Origin of the sequence: Paracoccus sp. DMF-8, assembly GCF_029309835.1 — a bacterium.
Taxonomy (GTDB): Bacteria; Pseudomonadota; Alphaproteobacteria; order Rhodobacterales; family Rhodobacteraceae; genus Paracoccus.
In genome coordinates this window covers 407,219-428,729 of sequence record NZ_JARJHL010000005.1, presented here as the reverse complement: position 1 = coordinate 428,729, position 21,511 = coordinate 407,219, and the positions used below count along the sequence as shown (strand labels likewise).

The following is a 21,511-nucleotide window of genomic DNA, read 5'->3' as shown; positions in this document are numbered from 1 at the left end:
TTCCTTGGTTCCATGAAATTCGCAAGCGCGAATACCCGGAAACATCTGACATCCGGTCAGAACTCTGCGATCAGCAGGGGCGCGATGGCGGCGCCTTCGCGCGACAGCAGGGCGCGTTTGACCGTCTCGCCCCAGTGATAGCCGCCGATTGCGCCCCCGGTGCGTGTGACGCGGTGGCAGGGCACAACCCAGGATACCGGATTGGCCCCGACCGCGGTTCCGACCGCCCGCACCGCGCGGGGCTGGCCGATCATGCCGGCCAGCGTGGCATAGCTGACGACCTTTCCGGGCGGCACCTCCAGCAGGGCCTGCCAGACGCGGGTCTGGAACCCGGTTCCGGCCAGCCGCACCCGGATTTCGCCCTTTCCGGCGATCAGGGTTGCGATGGCGGGTGCCAGCGCCTCGGGGGCGTCGACGAAGCGGGCGCCTGGAAAGCGTGCGGTCAGGTCTGCGCGGACATCCTCGGCCGGGATTTCTGCGGCCAGACCAAGCGCCCAGAGCGTGCCTTCGGCGCCGATGGCGATGACCGGGCCAAGCGGCGTGGCAAAGCTGCCGATGCACAGGACCGCCCCCCGGCCGCTGTCGGGCATGTGCGTGACGGTAACGCTCAGCCCCTCATCGGGCGGGGGGATGTGCAGCGGGGGACGCATCATGGCCGGGCCTTTCCTGTCTGCGCATGTTCATCTGCGGGTGCATATGGGAAATGCCGCAAGGCCGCCGCCGGTTCCGACGCGCCTGCTTGCACTGGCGGGCCGGGCAGGGCATGGACAGCATATGGCAAAACAGCTTTCGACACGTCTGCCCCCGGCCTTGCCCTATGCCGAACAGGTTGCGATCTTTTCGCGCCTGCGCGACGGCAACCCCGAACCCGTCACCGAACTGGAATATACCAACGCCTTTACCCTGCTGGTCGCGGTGGCGCTGTCGGCGCAGGCGACCGATGTCGGGGTGAACAAGGCGACGAGGGCGCTGTTTGCGCAGGTATCGACCCCTCAGGACATGCTGGATCTGGGGCAGGAGGCGCTGACGGATCACATCAAGACCATCGGGCTGTTCCGGCAAAAGGCCGGGAACGTCATGGCCCTGTCGCGCATTCTGGTCGAGGATTTCGGCGGGCAGGTGCCGACCTCGCGCGCGGCGCTGATGCTGCTGCCGGGCGTCGGGCGCAAGACCGCGAATGTCGTCCTGAACAGCGTCTTCGGGTTTCCGGCGCAGGCCGTCGATACCCATATCTTTCGCCTTGGCAACCGCATCCGCATCGCCCCCGGCCGCGATGTGATCGAGGTCGAGCGTGCCATCGAAGACAACATCCCCGTCGAATTCCAGCAGAACGCCCATCACTGGCTGATCCTGCATGGCCGCTATATCTGTCAGGCGAAACGTCCGCGCTGCGGCGTCTGCATCATCGCCGACCTGTGCCCCTATGAGGAGAAGACCCCATGACCACCCCCTATGTGATCGGGATCGGCAATGCGATCATGGATGTGATCGCGCCGACGACGGATCAGGCGCTGGCGCGTCTCGGCATCGAAAAGGGGATCATGCAGCTGATCGACCGCGACCGTGCCGAGGGGCTTACGGCGGCGCAGGCCGCCGACAGCGCGGCGGTGCGGCTGGCGCCGGGTGGTTCGGTCGCGAATACGCTGGCGGGGATCGGGATGCTGGGTCTGCGCACCGCCTTTATCGGGCGGGTCGCCGCCGATCCGCTTGGCCTCAGCTATGCCGAACAGACCGAGGCCGCGGGCACGGTTTTCGTCAATCCTCCCGTGAATCCTCCCGTGGCCGGAGAGGTCGAGCCGACCTCGCGCTCGATCATCTTCGTCACCCCGGATGGCGAGCGGTCGATGAACACCTATCTGGGGATTTCCGCCGAACTGGGCGAAAGCGACGTCAACCCGGCGGTTTTCAGCGGGGCGGACTGGCTGTTTCTGGAAGGCTATCTGTTCGACAAGGACGCGGGCAAGGCGGCATTCCTGCGCGCGACCGAGGCCTGCCATGCCGCAGGCGGGCAGGCGGGTATCGCGCTCTCGGATCCGTTCTGCGTCGACCGCCATCGCGGCGATTTCCGCAAGCTGGTCGCGGGGCCGATGGATTACGTCATCGGCAATATCCATGAATGGCAGTCGCTGTATCAGACCGAGGACCTCGAGGACGCCCTGCGTCAGGCCCGCGCCGATTGCGGGACGGTGATCTGCACCCGATCCGGCGATGATGCGATCCTGATCCGTGGCGATGAGCGGGTTCTGGCCCCGGTCCGGCGCATCGTGCCGGTGGATGCGACCGGGGCAGGGGATCAGTTCGCGGCAGGGCTGATCTATGGTCTGGCGACCGGCGCGCCTCTGGCCGCTGCCGGGCGCATGGCCTGCATCGCTGCGGCCGAGGTGATTTCCCATGTTGGCCCCCGCCCCGAGCGCGACATCCGTCCGGATTTTCGCGCGGAAGGTCTGATCTAGGCGCCGTTCGGGGCGGTTGCGCGGTCTTTTGGGTATTTTCATGATGAAGAAAGCAGGGGTTGGCCCTGTGACCCAGGGTCGCGAGGGAACTGCAGGGTGCTTTGTGCTCTTGTGATCAGGACCGGCTGATGTGAACGTCGGACCATATGGATCATCGGAGGATGAGATGGGAATTTTCGACAAGATCAAGAACGCGATCTGGGGAGAGGCCGAGGCGGCTGAACCGGCAAAGGCGCCCCCTGCGGCCGCTTCCGAGGCCGCGAAGCCTGCGGCTGCTGCGCCTGCTGCCGCCCCCGCATCTGCTCCGGCCGCATCTGCCCCGGCCGCCGCTGCGCCGAAGCCCGCTGCGGCGCAGCCTGCGGTCGCTGATGTCGATGTGGCGGCTGTTCTGGATGCGGCCGTGGCGCGTGCCGGGCAACCGCTGGATTGGCGCAAGTCGATCGTTGATCTGATGAAGGCGCTTGGGCTGGACAGCAGTCTGGCGCATCGCAAGGAATTGGCGACCGAGCTGGGTTATACCGGCGATATGGGCGATTCTGCGGCGATGAACATCTGGCTGCACAAGCAGGTGATCCAGAAGCTGAAGGAGAACGGCGGCAAGGTTCCGGCGGATCTGTAGGATCTGCGGGATCTGCCGGAAAGGGTGCGGGCGGGGGTGTTCCCCGCCCGTTTCCATTTCTCAGGCGGCTTGTTTGCCTTTGCCGAAGCGGCCGTAGAAGCTGTCGCCGCTGGCGGCGAGATCGCGCAGGATCTGCGGGGCGGCGAAGCGGGGGCCGTGGCGTTCGGCCAGGGCATCGGCGATTTCGACGGCGCGGGGGGCGCCCAGCATGTCCAGCCAGCTGAACGGGCCGCCCGACCAGGGCGCAAAGCCCCAGCCCAGGATCGCGCCGACATCGCCTTCGCGGATGTCTTCGAGAACGCCGTCTTGCAGGGCGCGGACGGCTTCGAGCGACTGGACGAACATCAGGCGGTTCTGGATTTCGGTGAAATCGGGCTGGTCGTCGCTGACCGGCCATTCGGTGGCCAGACCGGACCAGAAATCGCCGCGTTTGCCCTGATCGTCGTAGTCGTAAAAGCCTGCCTTGGATTTGCGCCCGAGGCGGCCCTGATCGGCCAGCTTGAAGATGACCTGATCGACTTCGCCATCGGGATAGGCGTCGCCCATGGCGCTGCGGGTCGCCTTGGCGATTTTCACGCCAAGGTCGATCGAGGTTTCATCGACCAGTTGCAGCGGCCCAAGCGGCATGCCCATGTAGCGCGCGGCATGTTCGACCAGCACCGGATCGACACCTTCGGCGACCATGCGGATGCCTTCGTTGATATAGGGGATGATGCAGCGGTTGGCGTAGAAAAACCGCGCGTCTTTGACCACGATGGGCGTCTTGCGGATCTGGCGGACGAAATCCAGCGCCTTGGCGACGGCGGTGGGGCCGGTCTGTGTGCCCTTGATGATTTCGACCAGCAGCATCTTGTCGACGGGCGAAAAGAAATGGATGCCGATGAACTGTTCGGGGCGGGTGCTGGCGCGGGCCAGTTCCGAGATCGGCAGGGTCGAGGTATTCGTCGCGAAAATCGCGTCCGAGGGGATCACGGCTTCGGCCTGTTTCGTCACCTCGGCCTTGATGGCGGTGTCTTCGAACACGGCCTCGACCACCAGATCGCAGCCTTGCAGTGCGGCGTAATCGGTGGTGGCGGTGATGCGGTCCAGCACCTCGGCCTTTTTCTCCTCGGTGGATTTGCGGCGGCTGATCGCCTTGTCCAGCAGGCCCTCGGAATAGGCTTTGCCGCGGTCGGCGGCGTCCTGCGCCGCGTCGATCAGCACGACCTGAATCCCCGCCATGGCGCTGACATGGGCGATGCCCGCGCCCATCATGCCGGCGCCCAGAATGCCGACCTTCTTGACCGTCTGGTCGGGCGCTGCGGGGCGGTTCGCGCCTTTTTCCAGTGCTTCCTTGTTGATGAACAGGCTGCGGATCATCGCGGTGGACGAGGGGTTCATCAGGATGTTCGTGAACCAGCGCGCCTCGATCTTCAGCGCCTGATCAAAGGGCACCAGCGCGCCTTCGTAGACCGCCGACAGCAGCGCCTTGGCCGCCGGATAAACGCCAAGCGTCTTGCCATGCACCATCGCGGATGCCCCGACAAAGGTCATGAAACCTGCCGGATGATAGGGCGCGCCGCCGGGCATCTTGTAGCCCTTGGCGTCCCAGGGCTTGACCAGATCGGATTCGGTCGCGTTCAGCACCCATTCGCGGGCGGCCTGCACCGGGTCGGCTGCGACCTCATCGACGATCCCCGCCGCTTTCGCGCCCTTGGGGTCGTTCAGCTTGCCTTCCAGCAGCAGCGGCGCGGCGACCATCGCGCCCAGTTTGCGCACCAGCCGCGTCGTGCCGCCGCCGCCCGGAAAGATGCCGACCATGATTTCCGGCAGGCCGATCTTGGCCTTGGGGTTGTCGGCCGCAAAGATGCGATGCGTGGCCAGGGGCAGTTCGACACCGATGCCGAGCGCCGTCCCCGGCAGGGCCGAGGCGATGGGCTTGCCGCCCTTTTTCGTCTTGGGGTCCATCCCCGCCAGCTCGATCTTGCGCAGCAGGTGATGCAGGCTCATGACTCCGTCAAAGACGCCCTGCGCGCCGCCCCGTTCGCGCATCCCGGCGATGACGTTCAGGTCCATCCCCCCGGCGAAATCCTTCTTGCCCGAGGTGATGACGATGCCCTTGACCGTCTCATCGGCCAGCGCGTCGTCGATCAGCCCGTTCAGGTCGGCCGCGCCGTCCATCGACAGCACGTTCATCGACTTGCCCGGCACGTCCCAGGTGATGATGGCGACGCCGTCGGCGTGCTTTTGCATGGTGAAATCGGTCATGATTGTCCTCCTTGAGGGGCGCAGGCTGCGGCTTCGGCCGGGTGCTCTTGCGCTAATGTTTCGCGGACGCCAGTCAGAATGCGGCCAAGCAGGTTCTGGCCCGGCCATTCCTCGGGTGGCGTGCTGGCGGCGGCAGCGGCGTCAAGGCCGATGCCCCAGATGGTATCAAGCGGGCTTGCCTCGACCAAAGGCGCGGTGCCGGTCTGGAACAACTTGCGCCGCAAGCCCTTGTTCTGGCCGAATTTTGCCAGATTGATGCGGGTGATCAGCGCGGTTTTCGCGCCGTCCCAGATTGCCTGATCAAAGCCCGCAACCTGACGGCCAAGCGCCTTCTGGCGACCCGGATCGGTGCTGACCATGATCTGCGCAGCAGTGACGTCATCGCCGAATAACAGCGCCTTGCCGTGCATCATTGCCTGTTCGGCGGTGCTGTAGGTCACGCCGTCCAGCGTGAATTCGCAAGCGAACCACTGGCTGAACGGTCCAGACCAAAAGAAATGATGCGCGGCGGGCAAGGCGTCAGACCCTCTCGATGATCGTCGCGGCACCCATGCCCGATGCGACGCAAAGCGTGGCAAGGCCAAGGGTCTTGTCCTGACGTTCCAGCTCGTCCAGCAGGGTGCCGATGATGATCGCGCCGGTCGCGCCAAGCGGATGGCCCATGGCGATGGCGCCGCCGTTGGCGTTGACGCGGGCCGGGTCGACATCGAACGCCTGCATGAAGCGCAGGACGACCGACGAAAACGCCTCGTTCACCTCGAACAGGTCGATGTCGCTGATCGAAAGACCGCTGTCGCGCAGGATCTTTTCGGTGACGGGAACCGGGCCGGTCAGCATGATCGTGGGATCGGTGCCGATCTTGGTGGTGGCGCGGATACGGGCGCGGGGCGTCAGCCCGTGGGCCTTGCCGAATTCCGCATTGCCGATCAGCACCGCCGCCGCACCATCCACGATGCCGGATGAATTCCCGGCATGGTGGATGTGGTTCACGCCCGACAGTTCCGGGTATTTCAGCATGGCGACCTTGTCGAAACCGGGCATGACCTCGCCCATGTCCTTGAAGGCGGGTTTCAGACCGGCCAGCGTGTCCAGCGTGGTGTCGGGGCGGATGTATTCATCGCGGTCCAGAATGGTCAGGCCGTTCTGATCCAGCACCGGCACGATGGATTTCGCAAACCGCCCCTCGGCCCAGGCTTGAACGGCGCGGCGCTGGCTTTCGGCGGCCAGCGCGTCCGCCTGTTCGCGGGTAAAGCCGAATTTCGTCGCGATGATATCGGCCGAAATCCCCTGCGGCACGAAATAGGTCTTGAAGGTCAGCGCCGGATCGACGGCAATCGCCGCGCCGTCGCTGCCCATGGCGACGCGGCCCATCATCTCGACCCCGCCGGCGATATAGGCGTCGCCCGCCCCGCCGCGCACCTGATTGGCGGCGATGTTCACGGCTTCCATCCCGCTGGCGCAGAAACGGTTGATCGACAGGCCGGGGATGCGTTCGTCCAGATCCGACAGCAGCACGGCGGACCGGGCCAGACAGCCGCCCTGTTCCATGACCTGGGTGACATTGCCCCAGATCACGTCCTCGACCGCGTGGCCCTCCAGCCCGTTGCGGGCCTTGACGGCGTTCAGCAGCCGGGCCGACAGCGCGACCGAGGACACCTCGTGCAGGCTGCCATCGGGGCGACCCTTGCCGCGCGGCGTGCGGGCCGCGTCATAGATATAGGCTTCGGTCATGTTTCCTCCTTGGGCGCCCGGTCGGACGGATTGCCGGGCATCAGATCATAGGGATGTTTCCAGCCGGGCAGCGCGGAAATCCGCGCCAGCCAGGCGTCGATTGCGGGCCATTCGGCACGGTCGAAACCAAAGGGCTCGGGGTAATACAGATAGCCGCAGCAGGTGAAATCGGCGATCGTGAGCTGGTCGTCGGCGATCCAGTCGCGGCCCGTCAGGCGGCGGTCCAGAACCTGATAGCTGGCCCGCATCCGACCCTGCAGAAAGCGGATCACCTCGGCCGGACGCTTGGCCTCGGGCAGGAAATTCATCAGGAACCGCAGCGTGCCGATCTGGCCGGACAGCTTGTGATTGTCCCAGAACATCCAGCGCAGAACCTCATTCGCATCGCGGCCCTGGAACCTGCCGGTGCGACCCGCGACATGCAGTTGAATGACCGACGATTGCGTCAGCGTCAGATCGCCCTCGCGAAAGACCGGGGCCTCGGCCATTTCGTTCAGCGCCTGATAATCGCCCGACCGCGCCGCGCCGCCAAAGAAATCGACAAAGACCGGCTGCCAGCCATAGCCCGACAGCTCCATCGTCAGCGCGGCCTTGTAGGAATGGCCGGATCTGCCAAAGCACCACAGGCGCGCGGTCATTCCTCGATCACCTCGGTCGTCGCGGCCGGAAAGCTCACCCCGGCAAAGGACGGATAGGCATCGGTCAGCATCTGCTGCTGCGCCGGGTCGGACACCCGGACCAGATACCACGCGCCGCCATCTTGCAGCGCCAGCGTCTGGCTGTTCTGCTCGAACACCTGGCGCCCGCCGCTTTCGGATTTCATCGCGATGACCGAATGGGTCGGGATCAGCGCATAGGGCGTGCCATCGCCGGTTTCATGCCAGGTCATCGCATCGACGGACATCTCCGCCTCGCGGAATTCCGCGACATCCTTCATCTGCGCGACCTGCAACCGCATCATGTCCTTGAACTTCTCCGGATCGAGCGAGGTCATTTCCGCCCCCGCCGCAATGATCCCCGGCGCCATCATGTCCACCGTGGGCGTCATGTCTCCGCTCAGCGTCACCGCCATCAGATGATCCGAGACGGCCTTGATCGCGGCCTCATCCTCGGCAGATTGGGCAAGGACCGGTCCGGCAAACAGCAAGGCCGCGATCAGGCAGGTCGGTTTCAGCATCTCATTCTCCCTTCGTGGCGACGATTTCGGCATCGCCGTTCACGCTCTGTTAATCCGGCGATGATAGACAGCCCCTGCGGAACAGACTGGGGAGCCGATGGCCGCTGATGGAGAAAGCCCCGGTTCCGGACCCGGTGACAGGAACCGCGCCCGGTTCCGGGGCAACCCCATCCGCGCCCCGAACCGTTCCCATAGCACCAACACAAACCCGCGCCCCAAAAAACGGAGCCCTGCCTTTCTTCATCACCCAAATACCCCCGCCGGAGGCGGTCCTGCCCCCGCAACCGGCACGGGCGCGGCGGTGGGGAACAGGTCGGGCCATCTCAGAACTGCTCCGCGTCCAGTGCCATCACCGGTGCCGCGCCGGTCAGGATGCGGGCCAGATGCATCTTTGTCGCGGGCAGTTGACGCTGCATGTAATAGCGCCCCGTGGCCAGCTTCGTCTTGTGGAAATCGGTCTGCGTCCCGGCTTTCAGCGCCGCCTGCGACACCACCGCCATGCGCGCCCACATCAGGCCAAGCGTGACATGGCCGAACATATGCATGAAGTCGTAGGACCCGGCGAGGGCGTCGTCCGGATTCTTCATGCCGCGTTCCAGAAAGAACATGGCCGCCGTCTGCAGCTCTTTCGAGGCGTCTTTCAGCGGCGACAGGAAATCACGGTTCAGATCTTCGTCGCTTTCATGTTCCTTGATGAAATCGCGGACCGACTGGAAAAACGCCATGACATGCTTGCCGCCGTCGGCGGGCAGCTTGCGCCCGACCAGATCCAGCGCCTGCACGCCATTCGCCCCTTCATAGATCGGGGTGATGCGGGCGTCGCGGACGAACTGGGACATGCCCTGTTCCTCGATATAGCCGTGACCGCCAAAGATCTGCTGGGCCAGGATCGTGCTTTCCAGCCCCTTGTCGGTCAAAAAGCCCTTGATCACCGGGGTCAGCAGCGACACCAGCCCCTCGGCCTGATCGTCGCCGGTGCGGTGATAGCGGTCGATCAGATGGGCGACCCACATGGCCAGCGCGCGCGCCCCTTCGATAAAGCTTTTCTGATCCATCAGGCTGCGGCGGATGTCGGGATGGACGATCAGCGGATCGGCGGGACCGGTCGGGTTTTCCGGCTCGGGCATGGCGCGGCCCTGCAGCCGGTCCCCGGCATAGGCGAGGGCGTTCTGATAGGCGCCTGCGGCCAGCGCATAGCCCTGCATGCCGACGCCCATCCGGGCCTCGTTCATCATGGTGAACATGGCGCGCATGCCCTTGTGCAACTCGCCCAGCAACCAGCCCTGAGCGCCGTCGTGCATCCATGACGCAGGTGGCATTGCCGTGAATGCCCATCTTTTCCTCCAGCGCGCCGACCGAAACCCCGTTGCGTTCGCCGATCGAGCCATCCGCCTTCACCAGAAACTTCGGCACGATGAACAGGCTGATGCCGCGCGTGCCTTCGCCGCCGCCCGGCGCCTTGGCCAGCACCAGATGGATGATGTTTTCGGCCAGATCGTGATCGCCCGCGGAAATGAATATCTTTTGCCCGGTGATCCGGTAGCTGCCGTCCTCCTGCGGTTCGGCCTTGGTGCGCAGCAGGCCCAGATCCGTGCCCGCATGGGGTTCGGTCAGGTTCATCGTGCCGGTCCAGTCGCAACTCGCGAGCTTTGGCAGATACAGCGCCTTTTGTTCCGGCGTGCCGTGGCTGCGGATCGCCGAATAGGCGCCGTGGGTCAGGCCCTGATACATGTTGAAGGCCATGTTCGTCGCGATGAACATTTCCGACACGGCCAGCGACAGCACATAGGGCATGCCCTGACCGCCGTCTTCGGGGTCGCAGTCCAATGCGGTCCAGCCGCCTTCCTTCATCATCGCGAATGCGCGGTCGAAACCCGTGGGCGTGCGGACGATGCCGTTTTCCAGCCGGCAGCCCTCGCGGTCGCCGACCGGGTTCAGGGGCGCCAGCACCTCGGATGACAGCTTGCCCGCAGCGTCAAAGATCGCGGCGGTGAAATCGGGGTCCATCTCGTCATGGCCGGGCAGGTCCGAGGCCGAGAGCTGCAAAAGCTCGTGCAGGACGAACTGCAGGTCCTGAACGGGGGGGGTATAAGTCGTCATTTTTCCTCCGAGGGAGCCGCTTCGGCAAGGGCCCGTAGCTTGAGCAAGGCAGCCTCGCCTTCCTCGATCTGTTCTTCGAGGTCGGTGATCGCGAAGCCAAGCTCAAGATATTGCTGTTTCATGTCAGCCAGACGTTCGCGCGCGGTCGTCAACGCGGCTTCGGTCTGGCTGAGGTTCTTTTCCGCGGGGTTATACAGTTCCAGAATCTCGCGGATCTGTTCGAGCGAGAATCCAAAGCGTTTGCCGCGCAGGATCAGCTTCAGCCGCGCACGGTCGCTTTTGCTGTAAAGCCGCGACTGCCCACGGCGCAGCGGCGACAGAAGATCGCTGGATCTGTAAAAACGCAGCGCCCGGGGCGTGACGCCAAAGGATCTGCTCATTTCGCGGATCGACATCAAATCTTCGGACATCACGACACCTCGACCGACAGGGCTATCGCTGCTCAGGTAAGCGCGTCTTTACGCGAACGTAAACGTAAACGTAACGTCAGAGAAGTCAATTCCGCGATCAGGCGCCGGGCGGCGGCCTGCCGATCGCGCCCGCATAACCTGCCCGGAATTCAGGCAGCGGCGGGATGCCGTGCCAGATCACAACCCGGCGGCGTCGGGTGGGGCAGGGATGACGGGCGCAGAGATGACGGGGGCAGGGATGACGGGCGGTGAAGCCTTACGGCTCCATCTTGTCCAGAAGGTCCTGGGTTTCGTCGCGCAGGCCCTTCAACTCTGTCAGAACGGTCTGCAATTCCTCGAGCTGCCGCGACAGCGTGGCATATTGCCGGTCGGCCAGTTCGATCCAGATGCGGTATTGTTCGCGCGTGCCTTTCTGGCCATAGACCAGCAGCCATTGCCGGATGTCTTCCAGTGAAAAGCCAAAGCGCCTGCCGCGCAGGATCAGCTTCATCCGGGCCAGTTCACGCGGGCCATAGAACCGCGACCTTCCGACCTTTTTCGGGCTGAGAAGCTCGATATATTCGTAGTAACGCAGCGTGCGCGGCGTGACGTCAAATCTGGCGCACATGTCCTTGAAGCTGATGAAACCTTCTTCGACCATCAATCCGGCTCTTGATACGAATGGCCCGAAGCCCAGCCGACGCAAGATCATAACTCAACCTCAAGTACATAGGCAGAGTTGCCGATAGGCGGGCAGGTGTCGCGGGCATGTTCCGCAGGGTGCAGGCTTGCCGCCGCAGCGTGCCGCATCCTATCGTGGCCCACCAGTGCAAGGGGAAAGACCATGGCCGAATCGACCGGGACCAAAGCTGACCAGATGGGCAGCGCCCGCCGCTTTATCGAGGTAATCCCCCATGCCGCCGCCCTTGGCATGCGCATCGACGAGATCGGCCCACAGGGCACGGTGATTTCCATGCCCTGGGACGCGCGTTTCGTCGGCGATCCGCGCTCGGGGGTGATTCATGGCGGGGTGATTTCGGCGCTGATGGATACCTGCGCGGGCGCGGCGGTTCTGGCGCGGGGTGATGGTGTGCGTTCGACCGCGACCATCGACCTGCGCATCGACTATATGCGCGCGGCAACCCCCGGCCAGCGCATCACGGCGCGGGCGGAATGCTATCACATGACCCGTTCGGTGGCCTTTGTCCGGGCCTGGGCCAGCGATGACGATCAGGACAATCCGGTGGCGACGGCGACGGGCGCCTTTACCGTCGGACGCTAGCGGCAGGGTGCAGGCAGGGGCAAGCGGGGACAGCGGATGGCACAGCAGGAAACACTTGGCATGATCAAGGCGCGGCGCGATGGCGCGCTTGAGGCGCTGGCGGCCGCGATCCCCTATGCGCAATGGCTGGGGATCGGCTTTGACCGGCGCGGGGACGAACTGACCGCCGTACTGCGCTATGACGACAAGCTGATCGGCAACCCCATCCTGCCCGCGTTGCACGGCGGCGCGATTGCCGCCTTTCTTGAGGTGACGGCGGTCGTGCAACTGACCTCGACCCATATCTGGAACGATGTCGAGGAGGGCCGCATCGCCCCCGACATGCAACTGCCCGACACCTTGCCGCGCCTGCCCAAGACTATTGATTTCACGGTCGATTACCTGCGTTCGGGGCTGGCGCGCGATGCTTATGCGCGGGCGCGGGTGGTGCGTTCGGGGCGGCGCTATGCCAGCGTCCAGGTCGAGTGCGTGGCAGGACAATCGGGATCGCATGTTCGCGCAGGCGACCGGGCATTTCATGATGCCGTCCGATCGGTAGGCGGCCCGTCCGCCAGTCCTTCGCCTGCCGGATGTCCTTTGCCTGCCGGATGCCCTTTGTTTGACCGCCCCCTGATTTCAGATGCCTGCCGATTCCGTGCCCGATCCCGTCCCCGTGTCCGTGCCCGCGTCGCCGCCGGCGCCCCTGACCGACCGTCGCGTGCTGGCCATCGCCCTGCCGATTGTCCTGTCCAATGCCACGATCCCGATTCTGGGCGCGGTGAACACCGGCGTCGTCGGCCAGTTGGGGCAGGCGGCGCCGATTGGCGCGGTCGGTCTGGGCGCGGTGATTCTGGCGGGTATCTACTGGATCTTTGGTTTCCTGCGCATGGGCACCTCGGGGCTGGTGGCGCAGGCCCGCGGCGCAGGGGACGAGGCCGAGGCCGCCGCCCATCTGGCCCGCGCGCTGGTCATCGGTCTGGTTCTGGGCGTCACCATCACGCTGGTCCATGCGCCGCTGATCGCGGGCGCCTTTGCGCTGGCCCCGGCCTCGGCCGAGGTCGAGCGGCTGGCCGGGCAATATCTGGCGATCCGTTTCTGGGGCGCGCCCGCGACGATTGCCATCTATGCGATCACCGGCTGGCTGATCGCGCTGGAACGCACCCGCGCGGTGCTGGTCCAGCAACTGGTGATGAACGGGCTGAACATCATCCTGTCGGCCTGGTTCGTGCTGGGGCTGGGCCGGGGCGTGCCGGGTGTCGCGGTGGCGACGCTGATCGCGGAATACGCCGGGCTGGTCATCGGCCTGTGGTTCGCGCGTCACGCGCTGGCCGGTGTCTTTGGCCGGGCGGGGCTGTTCGCGGCTGAGAAGATGCGGCGTCTGCTCAGCGTCAATGGCGATATCCTGATCCGCTCGGTCCTGCTGCAGGGCAGCTTTACCACCTTCATGTTCATGGCGGCGGGGCAGGGCGATCAGGTGCTGGCCGCCAATCAGGTGCTGCTGCAGTTTCTGGAAATCACCGCCTATGGGCTGGACGGCTTCGCCTTTGCGGCCGAGGCGCTGGTCGGTCAGGCCGTCGGCGCCCGCAGGCCCGGGCGGTTGCGCGCGGCGGTCCGGATCAGCGTGAAATGGGGCGTCATCGGTGCGGTGGCAATCAGCGCGGTTTTCTGGCTGGCCGGTCCTGCGATCATCGACATGCTGACCACCGCCCCCGGCGTCCGGGCCGAGGCACGCGCCTATCTGCCCTGGCTGGTCGCGGCCCCGGTGATCGGCATCGCAAGCTGGATGCTGGACGGCATCTTCATCGGCGCGATGCGCACAAGGGACATGCGCAACGCCATGCTGATCGCGGTCGCGGCCTATGGCGCGCTGGTCCTGGCGCTGCCGCCCGTGCTGGGCAATCACGGGTTATGGGCGGCGCTGATGGGGCTGAACCTGCTGCGCGGGCTGACGCTGGCGCGGCGCTATGGCAGCGTCCGGGCGGCTGCGCAACCCTGAGGCCCGCGCGGAGGGGCGCAGCAAGCGGAGGGGCGCAGCAAAAAGGGGCCGCGAAGGCCCCTTTTGCGTTACCCCTGCGGGGACGGATCAGTCCGCTTCGCCGGCGATCTGCTTGCGCGCCACGATGCGCAGCTCGGCCATCTTGGCGCGGATGCCGGCCTCATCGACCTTGCCTTCCAGATCGGCCTGCAGCTTCTTGAACACGTCTTCATCGCCCGGTTCCTCGAAATCCGAGGTGACGACGGTCAGCGCATAGGCGCGCGCGTCATCGCCGCTTTTGCCCAGAAGCTCGGCGGCCCATTCCCCCAGCAGGCGGTTGCGCCGTGCCTCTGCCTTGAAGTTCAATTCCGCATCCAGCGCGAATTTGGCTTCGTAAGAGCGTTCGCGATCGTCAAAGGTCGTCATCCTGGCCTCCGTCAATGGGCGTCAAATGGGGGTCGCTGTTTCATCATCTGATATGCGCAACTGTATCACGGCCTGCAAGCCCGTATTGCCCCCCGGCCCCTTTCTGGCCTATAGCCCCTTGAAACGGGCCTGCTGACGGAAAGGCGCATTCAATGGCACCACGGCGCAAGAAGATTTACGAAGGCAAGGCAAAGATCCTTTACGAAGGCACCGAGCCGGGCACGCTGATCCAGTATTTCAAGGATGACGCGACTGCCTTCAACGCCCAGAAAAAGGCGACGATCGAGGGCAAGGGGGTCCTGAACAACCGCCTGTCCGAATTCTTCATGAACGGGCTGACCAATATCGGCGTGCCCAATCACTTCATCCGCCGCATCAACATGCGCGAACAGCTGATCCGCCAGGTCGAGATCATCCCGCTGGAAGTGATCGTGCGAAACTTTGCCGCAGGCTCGATTTCCAAGCGCCTCGGCATGGAGGAAGGCACGGCCCTGCCGCGCCCCATCGTGGAATATTCGTTCAAGAACGACGAACTGGGCGACCCGATGGTGTCCGAGGAATACATCATCGCCTTTGGCTGGGCGTCGCAGCAGGATCTGGACGACATCGTGTCGCTGGCGCTGCGCGTCAACGATTTCCTGTCGGGCGTGTTCTTTGGCGTCGGCATCAAGCTGATCGACTTCAAGATCGAGATCGGCCGGATCTGGGACGGCGATTTCATGCGCCTGATCGTGGCCGATGAAATCAGCCCCGACAGCTGCCGGCTGTGGGACGTCAAGACCGGGCAAAAGCTGGACAAGGACGTGTTCCGCCGCGATCTGGGCAGCCTGACCGACGCCTATACCGAGGTCGCCCGCCGTCTTGGCCTGATGCCCGCCAATACGACCAACCTGACCAAACCCACGCTGATCAACTGAAAGGCCGGCCGATGAAAGCTCGCGTCACTATCATGCTCAAGGATGGCGTGCTCGACCCGCAGGGCGAGGCGATCCGGCACGCGCTTGGCGGTCTTGGCTTTGGCGGCGTCGGCGGCGTGCGTCAGGGCAAGGTCATCGAACTGGACCTGACGGCGACCGATGCGGCCACGGCCGAGGCCGAGGTCAAGCGCATGTGCGAGGGGCTGCTGGCCAATACCGTGATCGAAAAATACGCGGTGGAAATCGTCTGATCGCGTGACATCGGCGGGGCGCCCGTGCGGCGCCCCGGTCATTCTCTGGCGTTGGGTGGCAGGCACATGATCGACCGGCTCAACATGTTCATGGTTCTGGCGCGCGAGGAACATTTCGGCCGCGCCGCCGAATCGCTTGGCATCACGCAACCGACCCTGTCATCGGCCATTCGCGCGCTGGAGGATCAGTTGGGCGTGCAACTGGTCCGGCGCGGCTCGCGCTTTCAGGGGCTGACACCCGAAGGCGAAAGGGTGCTGGACTGGGCGCGCCGCATCGTCGCCGATGCCCGCACCATGCAGGCCGAGGTCCGCGCCAGCCGCGAAGGCGTCACCGGGCGCCTGCGCCTTGGCGTCATCCCGACCGCCATGCCGCGCATCGCCGAACTGACCGGCCCCTTTCTGACCCGCCACCCCGGCGCCGCCGTCACCATCCTGTCGCGGTCCTCGGACGAGATCCGCGAACAGATCGAGGCGCTGGAACTGGACGCGGGCGTCACCTATCTGGACAGCGAACCGCTTGGCAGCGTCAAATCCATGGCGCTCTATCGCGAAACCTATTGCCTGATCGACCGCACCGAACAGACCGGCGCCGTGACCTGGGCCGAGGCCGCGCGGCGTCCGCTGTGCCTGCTGACCCCCGACATGCAGAACCGCCGCATCGTCACCCGCCACCTGCTGTCCGTGGGCGCGCAGGCAGAGCCGCGCGTCGAATCGACCTCGATGCTGGCGATCCTCGCCCATGTCGCGACCGGCGAATGGGCGGCGATCCTGCCGCGCGGCCTGGCCGAAGGTCTGCCCCTGCCGGTGGGGGTCCGCGCCCGCAACCTGAAGGGCGACGGCCATCTGGTCGGGCTGGTCGCCGCCGCCCGCGAACCGCACCCGCCGCTGGTCGATGCGATCTGGAAAATCGGGCGGTCGATCGAAGGCGTCGATGGTGCCGCTTGATAGGAAACGTCAATCAATGAACGATAGATTGCGATTGTAACGACTATCAAACTTTTTTATTCTGGGTTAAATCTTGTATAGCGCGGATATGCCCAGCCATGACACGAACCAGCCCGGCTGCTGAATTTGACAGCGAATCGATTGAAAGGCTCGATCAGATCATCGCCTCGCATCTGCATCGCGAGGGGCCGTTGCTGCCGATCCTGCACGATATTCAGGCAGAATGGGGCATGGTCCCCGATGATGCGCAGCCGATCATTGCCAAGGCGCTGAACCTGACCCGTGCCGAGGTTTATGGCGTCGTCAGCTTTTACCACGATTTCCGCGACCATCCGACCGGCACCCATGTCCTGCGGCTGTGCCGCGCCGAAAGCTGCATTTCGATGGGCGCGGATGATCTGGCCGATCAGGTCTGTCGCGCGCTTGGCATCGGCTGGCACGAAACCACGCCCGACGGCCGGCTGACATTGGAACCCGTCTTCTGTTTGGGGCTTTGTGCTTGTGGGCCTTCGGCGGAATTCGACGGCAAGCTGGTCGGTCGCGCGAATCTGGCGAAAGTCACCCGCTTTGTGCAGGAGGCGCGCGCATGAAAATTTATGTTCCCATTGACGCCGCCGCCCGCGCGCTCGGGTCCGACGAAGTTGCCGATGCGCTGCGTGTCGAGCTGCAAAAACAAGGGGTTGAGGCGCAGATCGTCCGCAATGGCACGCGCGGCATGATCTGGCTGGAGCCGCTGGTCGAGGTCGATCTGGACGGCACCCGCCATGGTTTCGGCCCCTTTGAACCCGAAGACGCGCCCGCGCTGGTGCAGGCGATCATGGCCCGCGACATGGCCGCTCATCCCCGCGCCATCGGCGTGGTCGAGGATCACGATTGGATGAAGGGCCAGCAGCGTCTGACCTTTGCTCGCGTCGGCGTCATCGACCCGGTGTCCGTCGCCGATTACGAAGCCCATGGCGGTCTGGCCGGGCTGCGCGCGGCCATTGCCGCCGGTCCCGAAAAGATCATCGAGGAGGTGATGGAATCCGGTCTGCGCGGTCGCGGCGGCGCCGGTTTCCCGACCGCGATCAAGTGGAAAACGGTCGCCGGTGCGGAAGGCGCGCAGAAATACATCATCTGTAACGCCGACGAAGGTGACAGTGGCAGCTTTGCCGACCGCATGCTGATGGAGGGCGACCCGCTGTGCCTGATCGAAGGCATGGCGATTGCCGGAATCGCGGTCGGCGCCACGCAGGGCTACGTCTATATCCGCAGCGAATACCCCGATGCGATCTGCGCCATGAACGACGCAATCGCCGATGCGCGCCGTCAGGGCGTGCTGGGTCAGTCGATGCTGGGATCACAATATGCTTACGACATGGAGGTCCGCGTCGGTGCGGGCGCCTATGTCTGCGGCGAGGAAACCAGCCTGCTGAACAGTCTGGAGGGCAAGCGCGGCGTCGTCCGCGCCAAGCCCCCGATCCCGGCGCTGGTCGGTTTTCTGGGCCGCCCGACGGTCGTCAACAACGTGCTGTCGCTTGGTGCGGTGCCCTGGATCATGGAACATGGCGGCGCGGCCTATGGCGCGCTTGGCATCGGCCGCTCGAAAGGCACGATCCCGATCCAAATCGCGGGCAATGTCAAATATGGCGGGCTGTATGAGGCGGCGTTCGGCATGAAGCTGGGCGATATCGTCAACGGCATCGGCGGCGGCACCCTGTCCGGGCGCCCGGTCAAGGCGGTGCAGGTCGGCGGTCCGCTTGGCGCCTATGTGCCGGTGTCGAATTTCGATGTGCCTTTCGGCTATGAAGAACTGGGGGCGAAAGATGCGCTGCTCGGCCATGCCGGGATCACCGTTTTTGACGACACCGCCGATTGCGTGAAGCTGGCGCGTTTCGCCATGGAATTCTGCGCGGTCGAAAGCTGCGGCAAATGCACGCCTTGCCGCATCGGCTCGACCCGCGCGGTGGAAACGATCGACCGCATCGCTCAGGGTGACAGCGAGGCGATCGAGACGCTGAAAGATCTGTGCAACACGATGAAATGGGGCTCGCTCTGCGCTCTGGGGGGCTTTGCGCCTTTCCCGGTCATGTCGCTCTTGACCCATTTCGAGGATGAATTTACCGGGCCGGGCGCAGCCCGCAGGGAGGCCGCAGAATGAAGGATTTCATCATTCCAGACCGTGACATGGGCACGCCCATGTCGAAATCCACGACCATGGTGACGCTGAACATCGACGGGATTTCCGTGACCGTGCCGTCCGGCACCTCGGTCAGGCGCGCGGCTGCCGAGGCGGGGATTTCTGTCCCGAAACTCTGCGCGAGCGACAATCTTGAGGCCTTCGGCTCCTGCCGCCTGTGCGTCGTCCAGATCGACGGCATGCGCGGCACGCCCGCATCCTGCACGACACCCGTGTCCGAAGGGATGAAGGTCCACACCCAGACCGACGAAATCGCGCAGATCCGCAAGGGCGTGATGGAGCTGTATATCAGCGACCACCCGCTGGACTGCCTGACCTGCGCGGCCAATGGCGATTGCGAATTGCAGGACATGGCCGGTGCCGTGGGTCTGCGCGAGGTGCGCTATGACGCGCCGAAAAACCATTTTGCCCGCCGCTCGGCCGTCGGCCCCAACCCCGAATGGCGGCCCAAGGACCAGTCCAACCCCTATTTCACCTTCGATCCGTCGAAATGCATCGTCTGCAACCGCTGCGTCCGCGCCTGCGAGGAAGTGCAGGGGACATTCGCCTTGACCATCGAGGGCCGGGGCTTTGACAGCCGCGTGTCGCCGGGCATGGGTTCGGACAGCTTCCTGTCGTCGGATTGCGTCAGTTGCGGCGCCTGCGTGCAGGCCTGCCCGACCGCGACGCTGATCGAAAACACCGTGATCGAGATCGGCACGCCCGAGCGCATCGTGAAAACCACCTGCGCCTATTGCGGCGTCGGCTGTTCCTTCGACGCCCATATGCGCGGCGAACAGATCGTGCGCATGGTGCCCTCGAAAGACGGCAAGGCGAACCACGGCCACAGCTGCGTCAAGGGCCGTTTTGCCTGGGGCTATACCAGCCACCGCGACCGGATCCTCAGCCCGATGATCCGCGAAAAGATCACCGATCCCTGGCAGGAAGTCAGTTGGGATGAGGCGCTGGATTTTGCCGCGACCCGGTTGCGCAAGGCGCAGGCCGATCATGGCAAGGATCTGATCGGGGTAATCACCTCGTCGCGCTGCACCAACGAAGAAACCTATCTGGTGCAGAAACTGGCCCGCGCGGTTTTCGGCAACAACAACACCGACACCTGCGCCCGCGTCTGCCATTCGCCCACCGGCTACGGTCTGGGCAAGGCATTCGGCACCTCGGCCGGGACGCATGATTTCGATAGCATCGACGACACCGACCTGATGTTGATCATCGGCTGCAACCCGACCGACGGCCATCCGGTCGTCGGCTCGCGGATGCGCGCGCAACTGCGCAAGGGGGCGGGGCTGATCGTCCTCGATCCGCGCCGCACCGATATTCTGGACACCGCCCATATGGGCGAAAGCTGGCACCTGCCGCTGCGTCCGGGCACCAATGTCGCCGTCGTCACCTCGATGGCGCATGTGATCGTGACCGAGGGGCTGTATGACGAAGCCTTCATCCGCGAGATGTGCGATTGGGACGAATTCCAGATCTATATGGAATTCGCAGCCGATCCGCGCCATGCACCGGAAGAGGTCGAAAAGCTGTCGCAGGTCCCCGCCCATCTGATCCGCGAGGCGGCCCGCGCCTATGCGGCGGCACCCCGTGCCAGCATCTTCTATGGTCTGGGCGTGACGGAACATTCGCAGGGATCGACCACGGTCATGGCGATCGCGAACCTTGCGATGATGACCGGCAATATCGGCAAGCCGGGGACCGGCGTGAACCCGCTGCGCGGCCAGAACAACGTGCAGGGCTCGTGCGACATGGGGTCCTTCCCCCATGAATACCCCGGCTATCGCCACGTCAGCGACAAGGCCACGCGCGAGATGTATGAGCGTGTCTGGGGCGTGCCGCTGTCGGAGGAACCCGGCCTGCGCATCCCCAACATGTTCGACGGCGCGCTGCACGGCAGTTTCCGCGGGCTGTATTGCCAGGGCGAGGATATCGTCCAGTCCGACCCCGACACCAAACACGTCACATCGGCGCTGACGGCGATGGATATCGTGATCGTGCAGGACCTGTTCCTGAACGAAACCGCGAACTATGCCCATGTGCTGCTGCCGGGTTCCAGTTTCCTTGAAAAGGACGGCACCTTTACCAATGCCGAACGCCGGATCAACATGGTGCGCCGCTGCATGACGCCCAAGAACGGTTTCGAGGATTGGGAGATTACCCAGATGCTCGCCAACCGCATGGGGGGCAACTGGAATTATCAGCATCCATCTGAAATCATGGATGAAATCGCCCTGACGACGCCCAGCTTCGCCGGTGTCAACTATGACCTGCTGGACCGCGAGGGATCGGTGCAATGGCCCTGCAACGAGGACGCGCCGCTTGGCACGCCGGTCATGCATATCGACGGTTTCGTGCGCGGCAAGGGCAAGTTCCTGCACACCGAATATGTCGCAACGGATGAACGCGCCGGCTCGCGCTTCCCGCTGCTGCTGACCACCGGGCGGATCCTGTCGCAATACAACGTCGGCGCGCAGACCCGCCGGACCGAAAATGTGGTGTTCCACCCCGAGGATATTCTGGAAATCCACCCCTCGGACGCCGAGGTGCGGGGCGTGCGCGAAGGCGATTGGGTGCGGATTTCGTCGCGCTCCGGGGATACGTCGCTGCGCGCGCATATCACGGAACGGGTGTCGCCGGGCGTGGTCTATACGACCTTCCACCACCCGACGACGCAGGCGAACGTGGTCACCACCGACAATTCGGACTGGGCGACGAACTGCCCCGAATTCAAGGTGACGGCGGTGCAGGTCAGCCCCTCGAACGGGCCAAGCGAATGGCAAGAGGAATATTCCGCCCATTCCGAACTGTCGCGCCGCATCCTGCCCGCCGCTGCCGAATGAGCAG

The 21,511-nt window shown here is 64.6% G+C and carries 20 protein-coding genes and 2 pseudogenes; 12 read left to right on the top strand and 10 right to left on the bottom strand.

Annotated elements, in window-relative coordinates:
* Positions 1-56 precede the first annotated feature (56 nt).
* Complete coding sequence (locus tag PE067_RS05630; protein WP_276188209.1) at positions 57-653, bottom strand: methylated-DNA--[protein]-cysteine S-methyltransferase; 597 nt, start codon at positions 651-653, stop codon at positions 57-59.
* Positions 654-774: 121 nt separating this feature from the next.
* Between PE067_RS05630 and nth the strand changes: the two genes are divergently transcribed.
* The 3 genes from nth (at position 775) to PE067_RS05615 (ending at position 3,072) form a co-directional block, all read left to right on the top strand.
* Positions 775-1,443, top strand: coding sequence for an endonuclease III (gene nth, locus PE067_RS05625; protein ID WP_276188208.1), 669 nt, complete (start codon positions 775-777; stop codon positions 1,441-1,443).
* Positions 1,440-2,453, top strand: a complete 1,014-nt coding sequence (locus PE067_RS05620) for an adenosine kinase (protein ID WP_276188207.1) — start codon at positions 1,440-1,442, stop codon at positions 2,451-2,453. The genes nth and PE067_RS05620 overlap by 4 nt, the downstream gene beginning before the upstream one ends.
* A 166-nt stretch (positions 2,454-2,619) precedes the next feature.
* Positions 2,620-3,072 carry a DUF3597 domain-containing protein gene (locus tag PE067_RS05615; RefSeq protein WP_276188206.1) on the top strand — a complete coding sequence of 151 codons (453 nt, stop codon included), beginning with the start codon at positions 2,620-2,622 and terminating at the stop codon, positions 3,070-3,072.
* A 60-nt stretch (positions 3,073-3,132) separates the two neighbouring features.
* Here PE067_RS05615 and PE067_RS05610 read toward each other — a convergent pair whose 3' ends face one another.
* The 8 genes and pseudogenes from PE067_RS05610 to PE067_RS05575 form a co-directional block, all read right to left on the bottom strand.
* Positions 3,133-5,319 (bottom strand): 3-hydroxyacyl-CoA dehydrogenase NAD-binding domain-containing protein, encoded by a 2,187-nt coding sequence (locus PE067_RS05610; protein ID WP_276188205.1) that lies wholly within the window; start codon positions 5,317-5,319, stop codon positions 3,133-3,135.
* Complete coding sequence (locus PE067_RS05605) at positions 5,316-5,834, bottom strand: NADAR family protein (RefSeq protein WP_276188204.1); 519 nt, start codon at positions 5,832-5,834, stop codon at positions 5,316-5,318. Before PE067_RS05605 ends, PE067_RS05610 begins: the two co-directional genes overlap by 4 nt.
* A gap of 4 nt (positions 5,835-5,838) precedes the next feature.
* Positions 5,839-7,050, bottom strand: a complete 1,212-nt coding sequence (locus tag PE067_RS05600; protein ID WP_276188203.1) for an acetyl-CoA C-acetyltransferase — start codon at positions 7,048-7,050, stop codon at positions 5,839-5,841.
* Entirely contained in the window at positions 7,047-7,688 is a 642-nt protein-coding gene (locus PE067_RS05595) for a glutathione S-transferase (RefSeq protein WP_276188202.1), read from the bottom strand. Before PE067_RS05595 ends, PE067_RS05600 begins: the two co-directional genes overlap by 4 nt.
* On the bottom strand, positions 7,685-8,227 hold the full coding sequence (locus tag PE067_RS05590; RefSeq protein ID WP_276188201.1) for a hypothetical protein: 543 nt from the start codon (positions 8,225-8,227) through the stop codon (positions 7,685-7,687). Before PE067_RS05590 ends, PE067_RS05595 begins: the two co-directional genes overlap by 4 nt.
* 323 nt (positions 8,228-8,550) lie before the next feature.
* Positions 8,551-10,327, bottom strand: a pseudogene (locus PE067_RS05585) (acyl-CoA dehydrogenase C-terminal domain-containing protein).
* Positions 10,324-10,737, bottom strand: a complete 414-nt coding sequence (locus PE067_RS05580; RefSeq protein WP_276188200.1) for a MerR family DNA-binding transcriptional regulator — start codon at positions 10,735-10,737, stop codon at positions 10,324-10,326. The pseudogene PE067_RS05585 and the gene PE067_RS05580 overlap by 4 nt, the downstream one beginning before the upstream one ends.
* A gap of 256 nt (positions 10,738-10,993) precedes the next feature.
* Positions 10,994-11,377, bottom strand: coding sequence for a MerR family DNA-binding transcriptional regulator (locus PE067_RS05575; protein WP_276188199.1), 384 nt, complete (start codon positions 11,375-11,377; stop codon positions 10,994-10,996).
* A 183-nt stretch (positions 11,378-11,560) separates the two neighbouring features.
* Between PE067_RS05575 and PE067_RS05570 the strand changes: the two genes are divergently transcribed.
* The 3 genes and pseudogenes from PE067_RS05570 to PE067_RS05560 all read left to right on the top strand — a co-directional run bounded on the left by PE067_RS05570 (position 11,561) and on the right by PE067_RS05560 (position 13,973).
* Complete coding sequence (locus PE067_RS05570; RefSeq protein ID WP_276188198.1) at positions 11,561-11,998, top strand: PaaI family thioesterase; 438 nt, start codon at positions 11,561-11,563, stop codon at positions 11,996-11,998.
* A 36-nt stretch (positions 11,999-12,034) separates the two neighbouring features.
* Positions 12,035-12,536 (top strand): annotated as a pseudogene (locus PE067_RS05565) (PaaI family thioesterase).
* Between the two features lie 81 nt (positions 12,537-12,617).
* Positions 12,618-13,973, top strand: a complete 1,356-nt coding sequence (locus PE067_RS05560; RefSeq protein ID WP_276188197.1) for an MATE family efflux transporter — start codon at positions 12,618-12,620, stop codon at positions 13,971-13,973.
* Between the two features lie 87 nt (positions 13,974-14,060).
* On the opposite strand, the gene PE067_RS05555 is transcribed toward PE067_RS05560, so the two are convergent.
* Positions 14,061-14,378 (bottom strand): DUF1476 domain-containing protein, encoded by a 318-nt coding sequence (locus PE067_RS05555; RefSeq protein ID WP_276188196.1) that lies wholly within the window; start codon positions 14,376-14,378, stop codon positions 14,061-14,063.
* Positions 14,379-14,530: 152 nt separating this feature from the next.
* On the opposite strand from PE067_RS05555, the gene purC reads away from it, so the two are divergent.
* From purC to fdhF, 6 genes are all read left to right on the top strand, one after another.
* Positions 14,531-15,295 (top strand): phosphoribosylaminoimidazolesuccinocarboxamide synthase, encoded by a 765-nt coding sequence (purC, locus tag PE067_RS05550; RefSeq protein WP_276188195.1) that lies wholly within the window; start codon positions 14,531-14,533, stop codon positions 15,293-15,295.
* Between the two features lie 11 nt (positions 15,296-15,306).
* Positions 15,307-15,546 (top strand): phosphoribosylformylglycinamidine synthase subunit PurS, encoded by a 240-nt coding sequence (purS, locus tag PE067_RS05545; protein WP_276188194.1) that lies wholly within the window; start codon positions 15,307-15,309, stop codon positions 15,544-15,546.
* A gap of 66 nt (positions 15,547-15,612) precedes the next feature.
* Positions 15,613-16,491, top strand: coding sequence for a LysR family transcriptional regulator (locus PE067_RS05540; protein ID WP_276188193.1), 879 nt, complete (start codon positions 15,613-15,615; stop codon positions 16,489-16,491).
* A 98-nt stretch (positions 16,492-16,589) separates the two neighbouring features.
* On the top strand, positions 16,590-17,081 hold the full coding sequence (locus tag PE067_RS05535; RefSeq protein WP_276188192.1) for a formate dehydrogenase subunit gamma: 492 nt from the start codon (positions 16,590-16,592) through the stop codon (positions 17,079-17,081).
* A complete protein-coding gene (locus PE067_RS05530; protein ID WP_276188191.1) occupies positions 17,078-18,631 on the top strand; it encodes a formate dehydrogenase beta subunit in 1,554 nt (517 codons plus the stop codon). The genes PE067_RS05535 and PE067_RS05530 overlap by 4 nt, the downstream gene beginning before the upstream one ends.
* On the top strand, positions 18,628-21,507 hold the full coding sequence (gene fdhF, locus PE067_RS05525; protein WP_276188190.1) for a formate dehydrogenase subunit alpha: 2,880 nt from the start codon (positions 18,628-18,630) through the stop codon (positions 21,505-21,507). Before PE067_RS05530 ends, fdhF begins: the two co-directional genes overlap by 4 nt.
* The last annotated feature ends 4 nt before the right edge of the window (positions 21,508-21,511 follow it).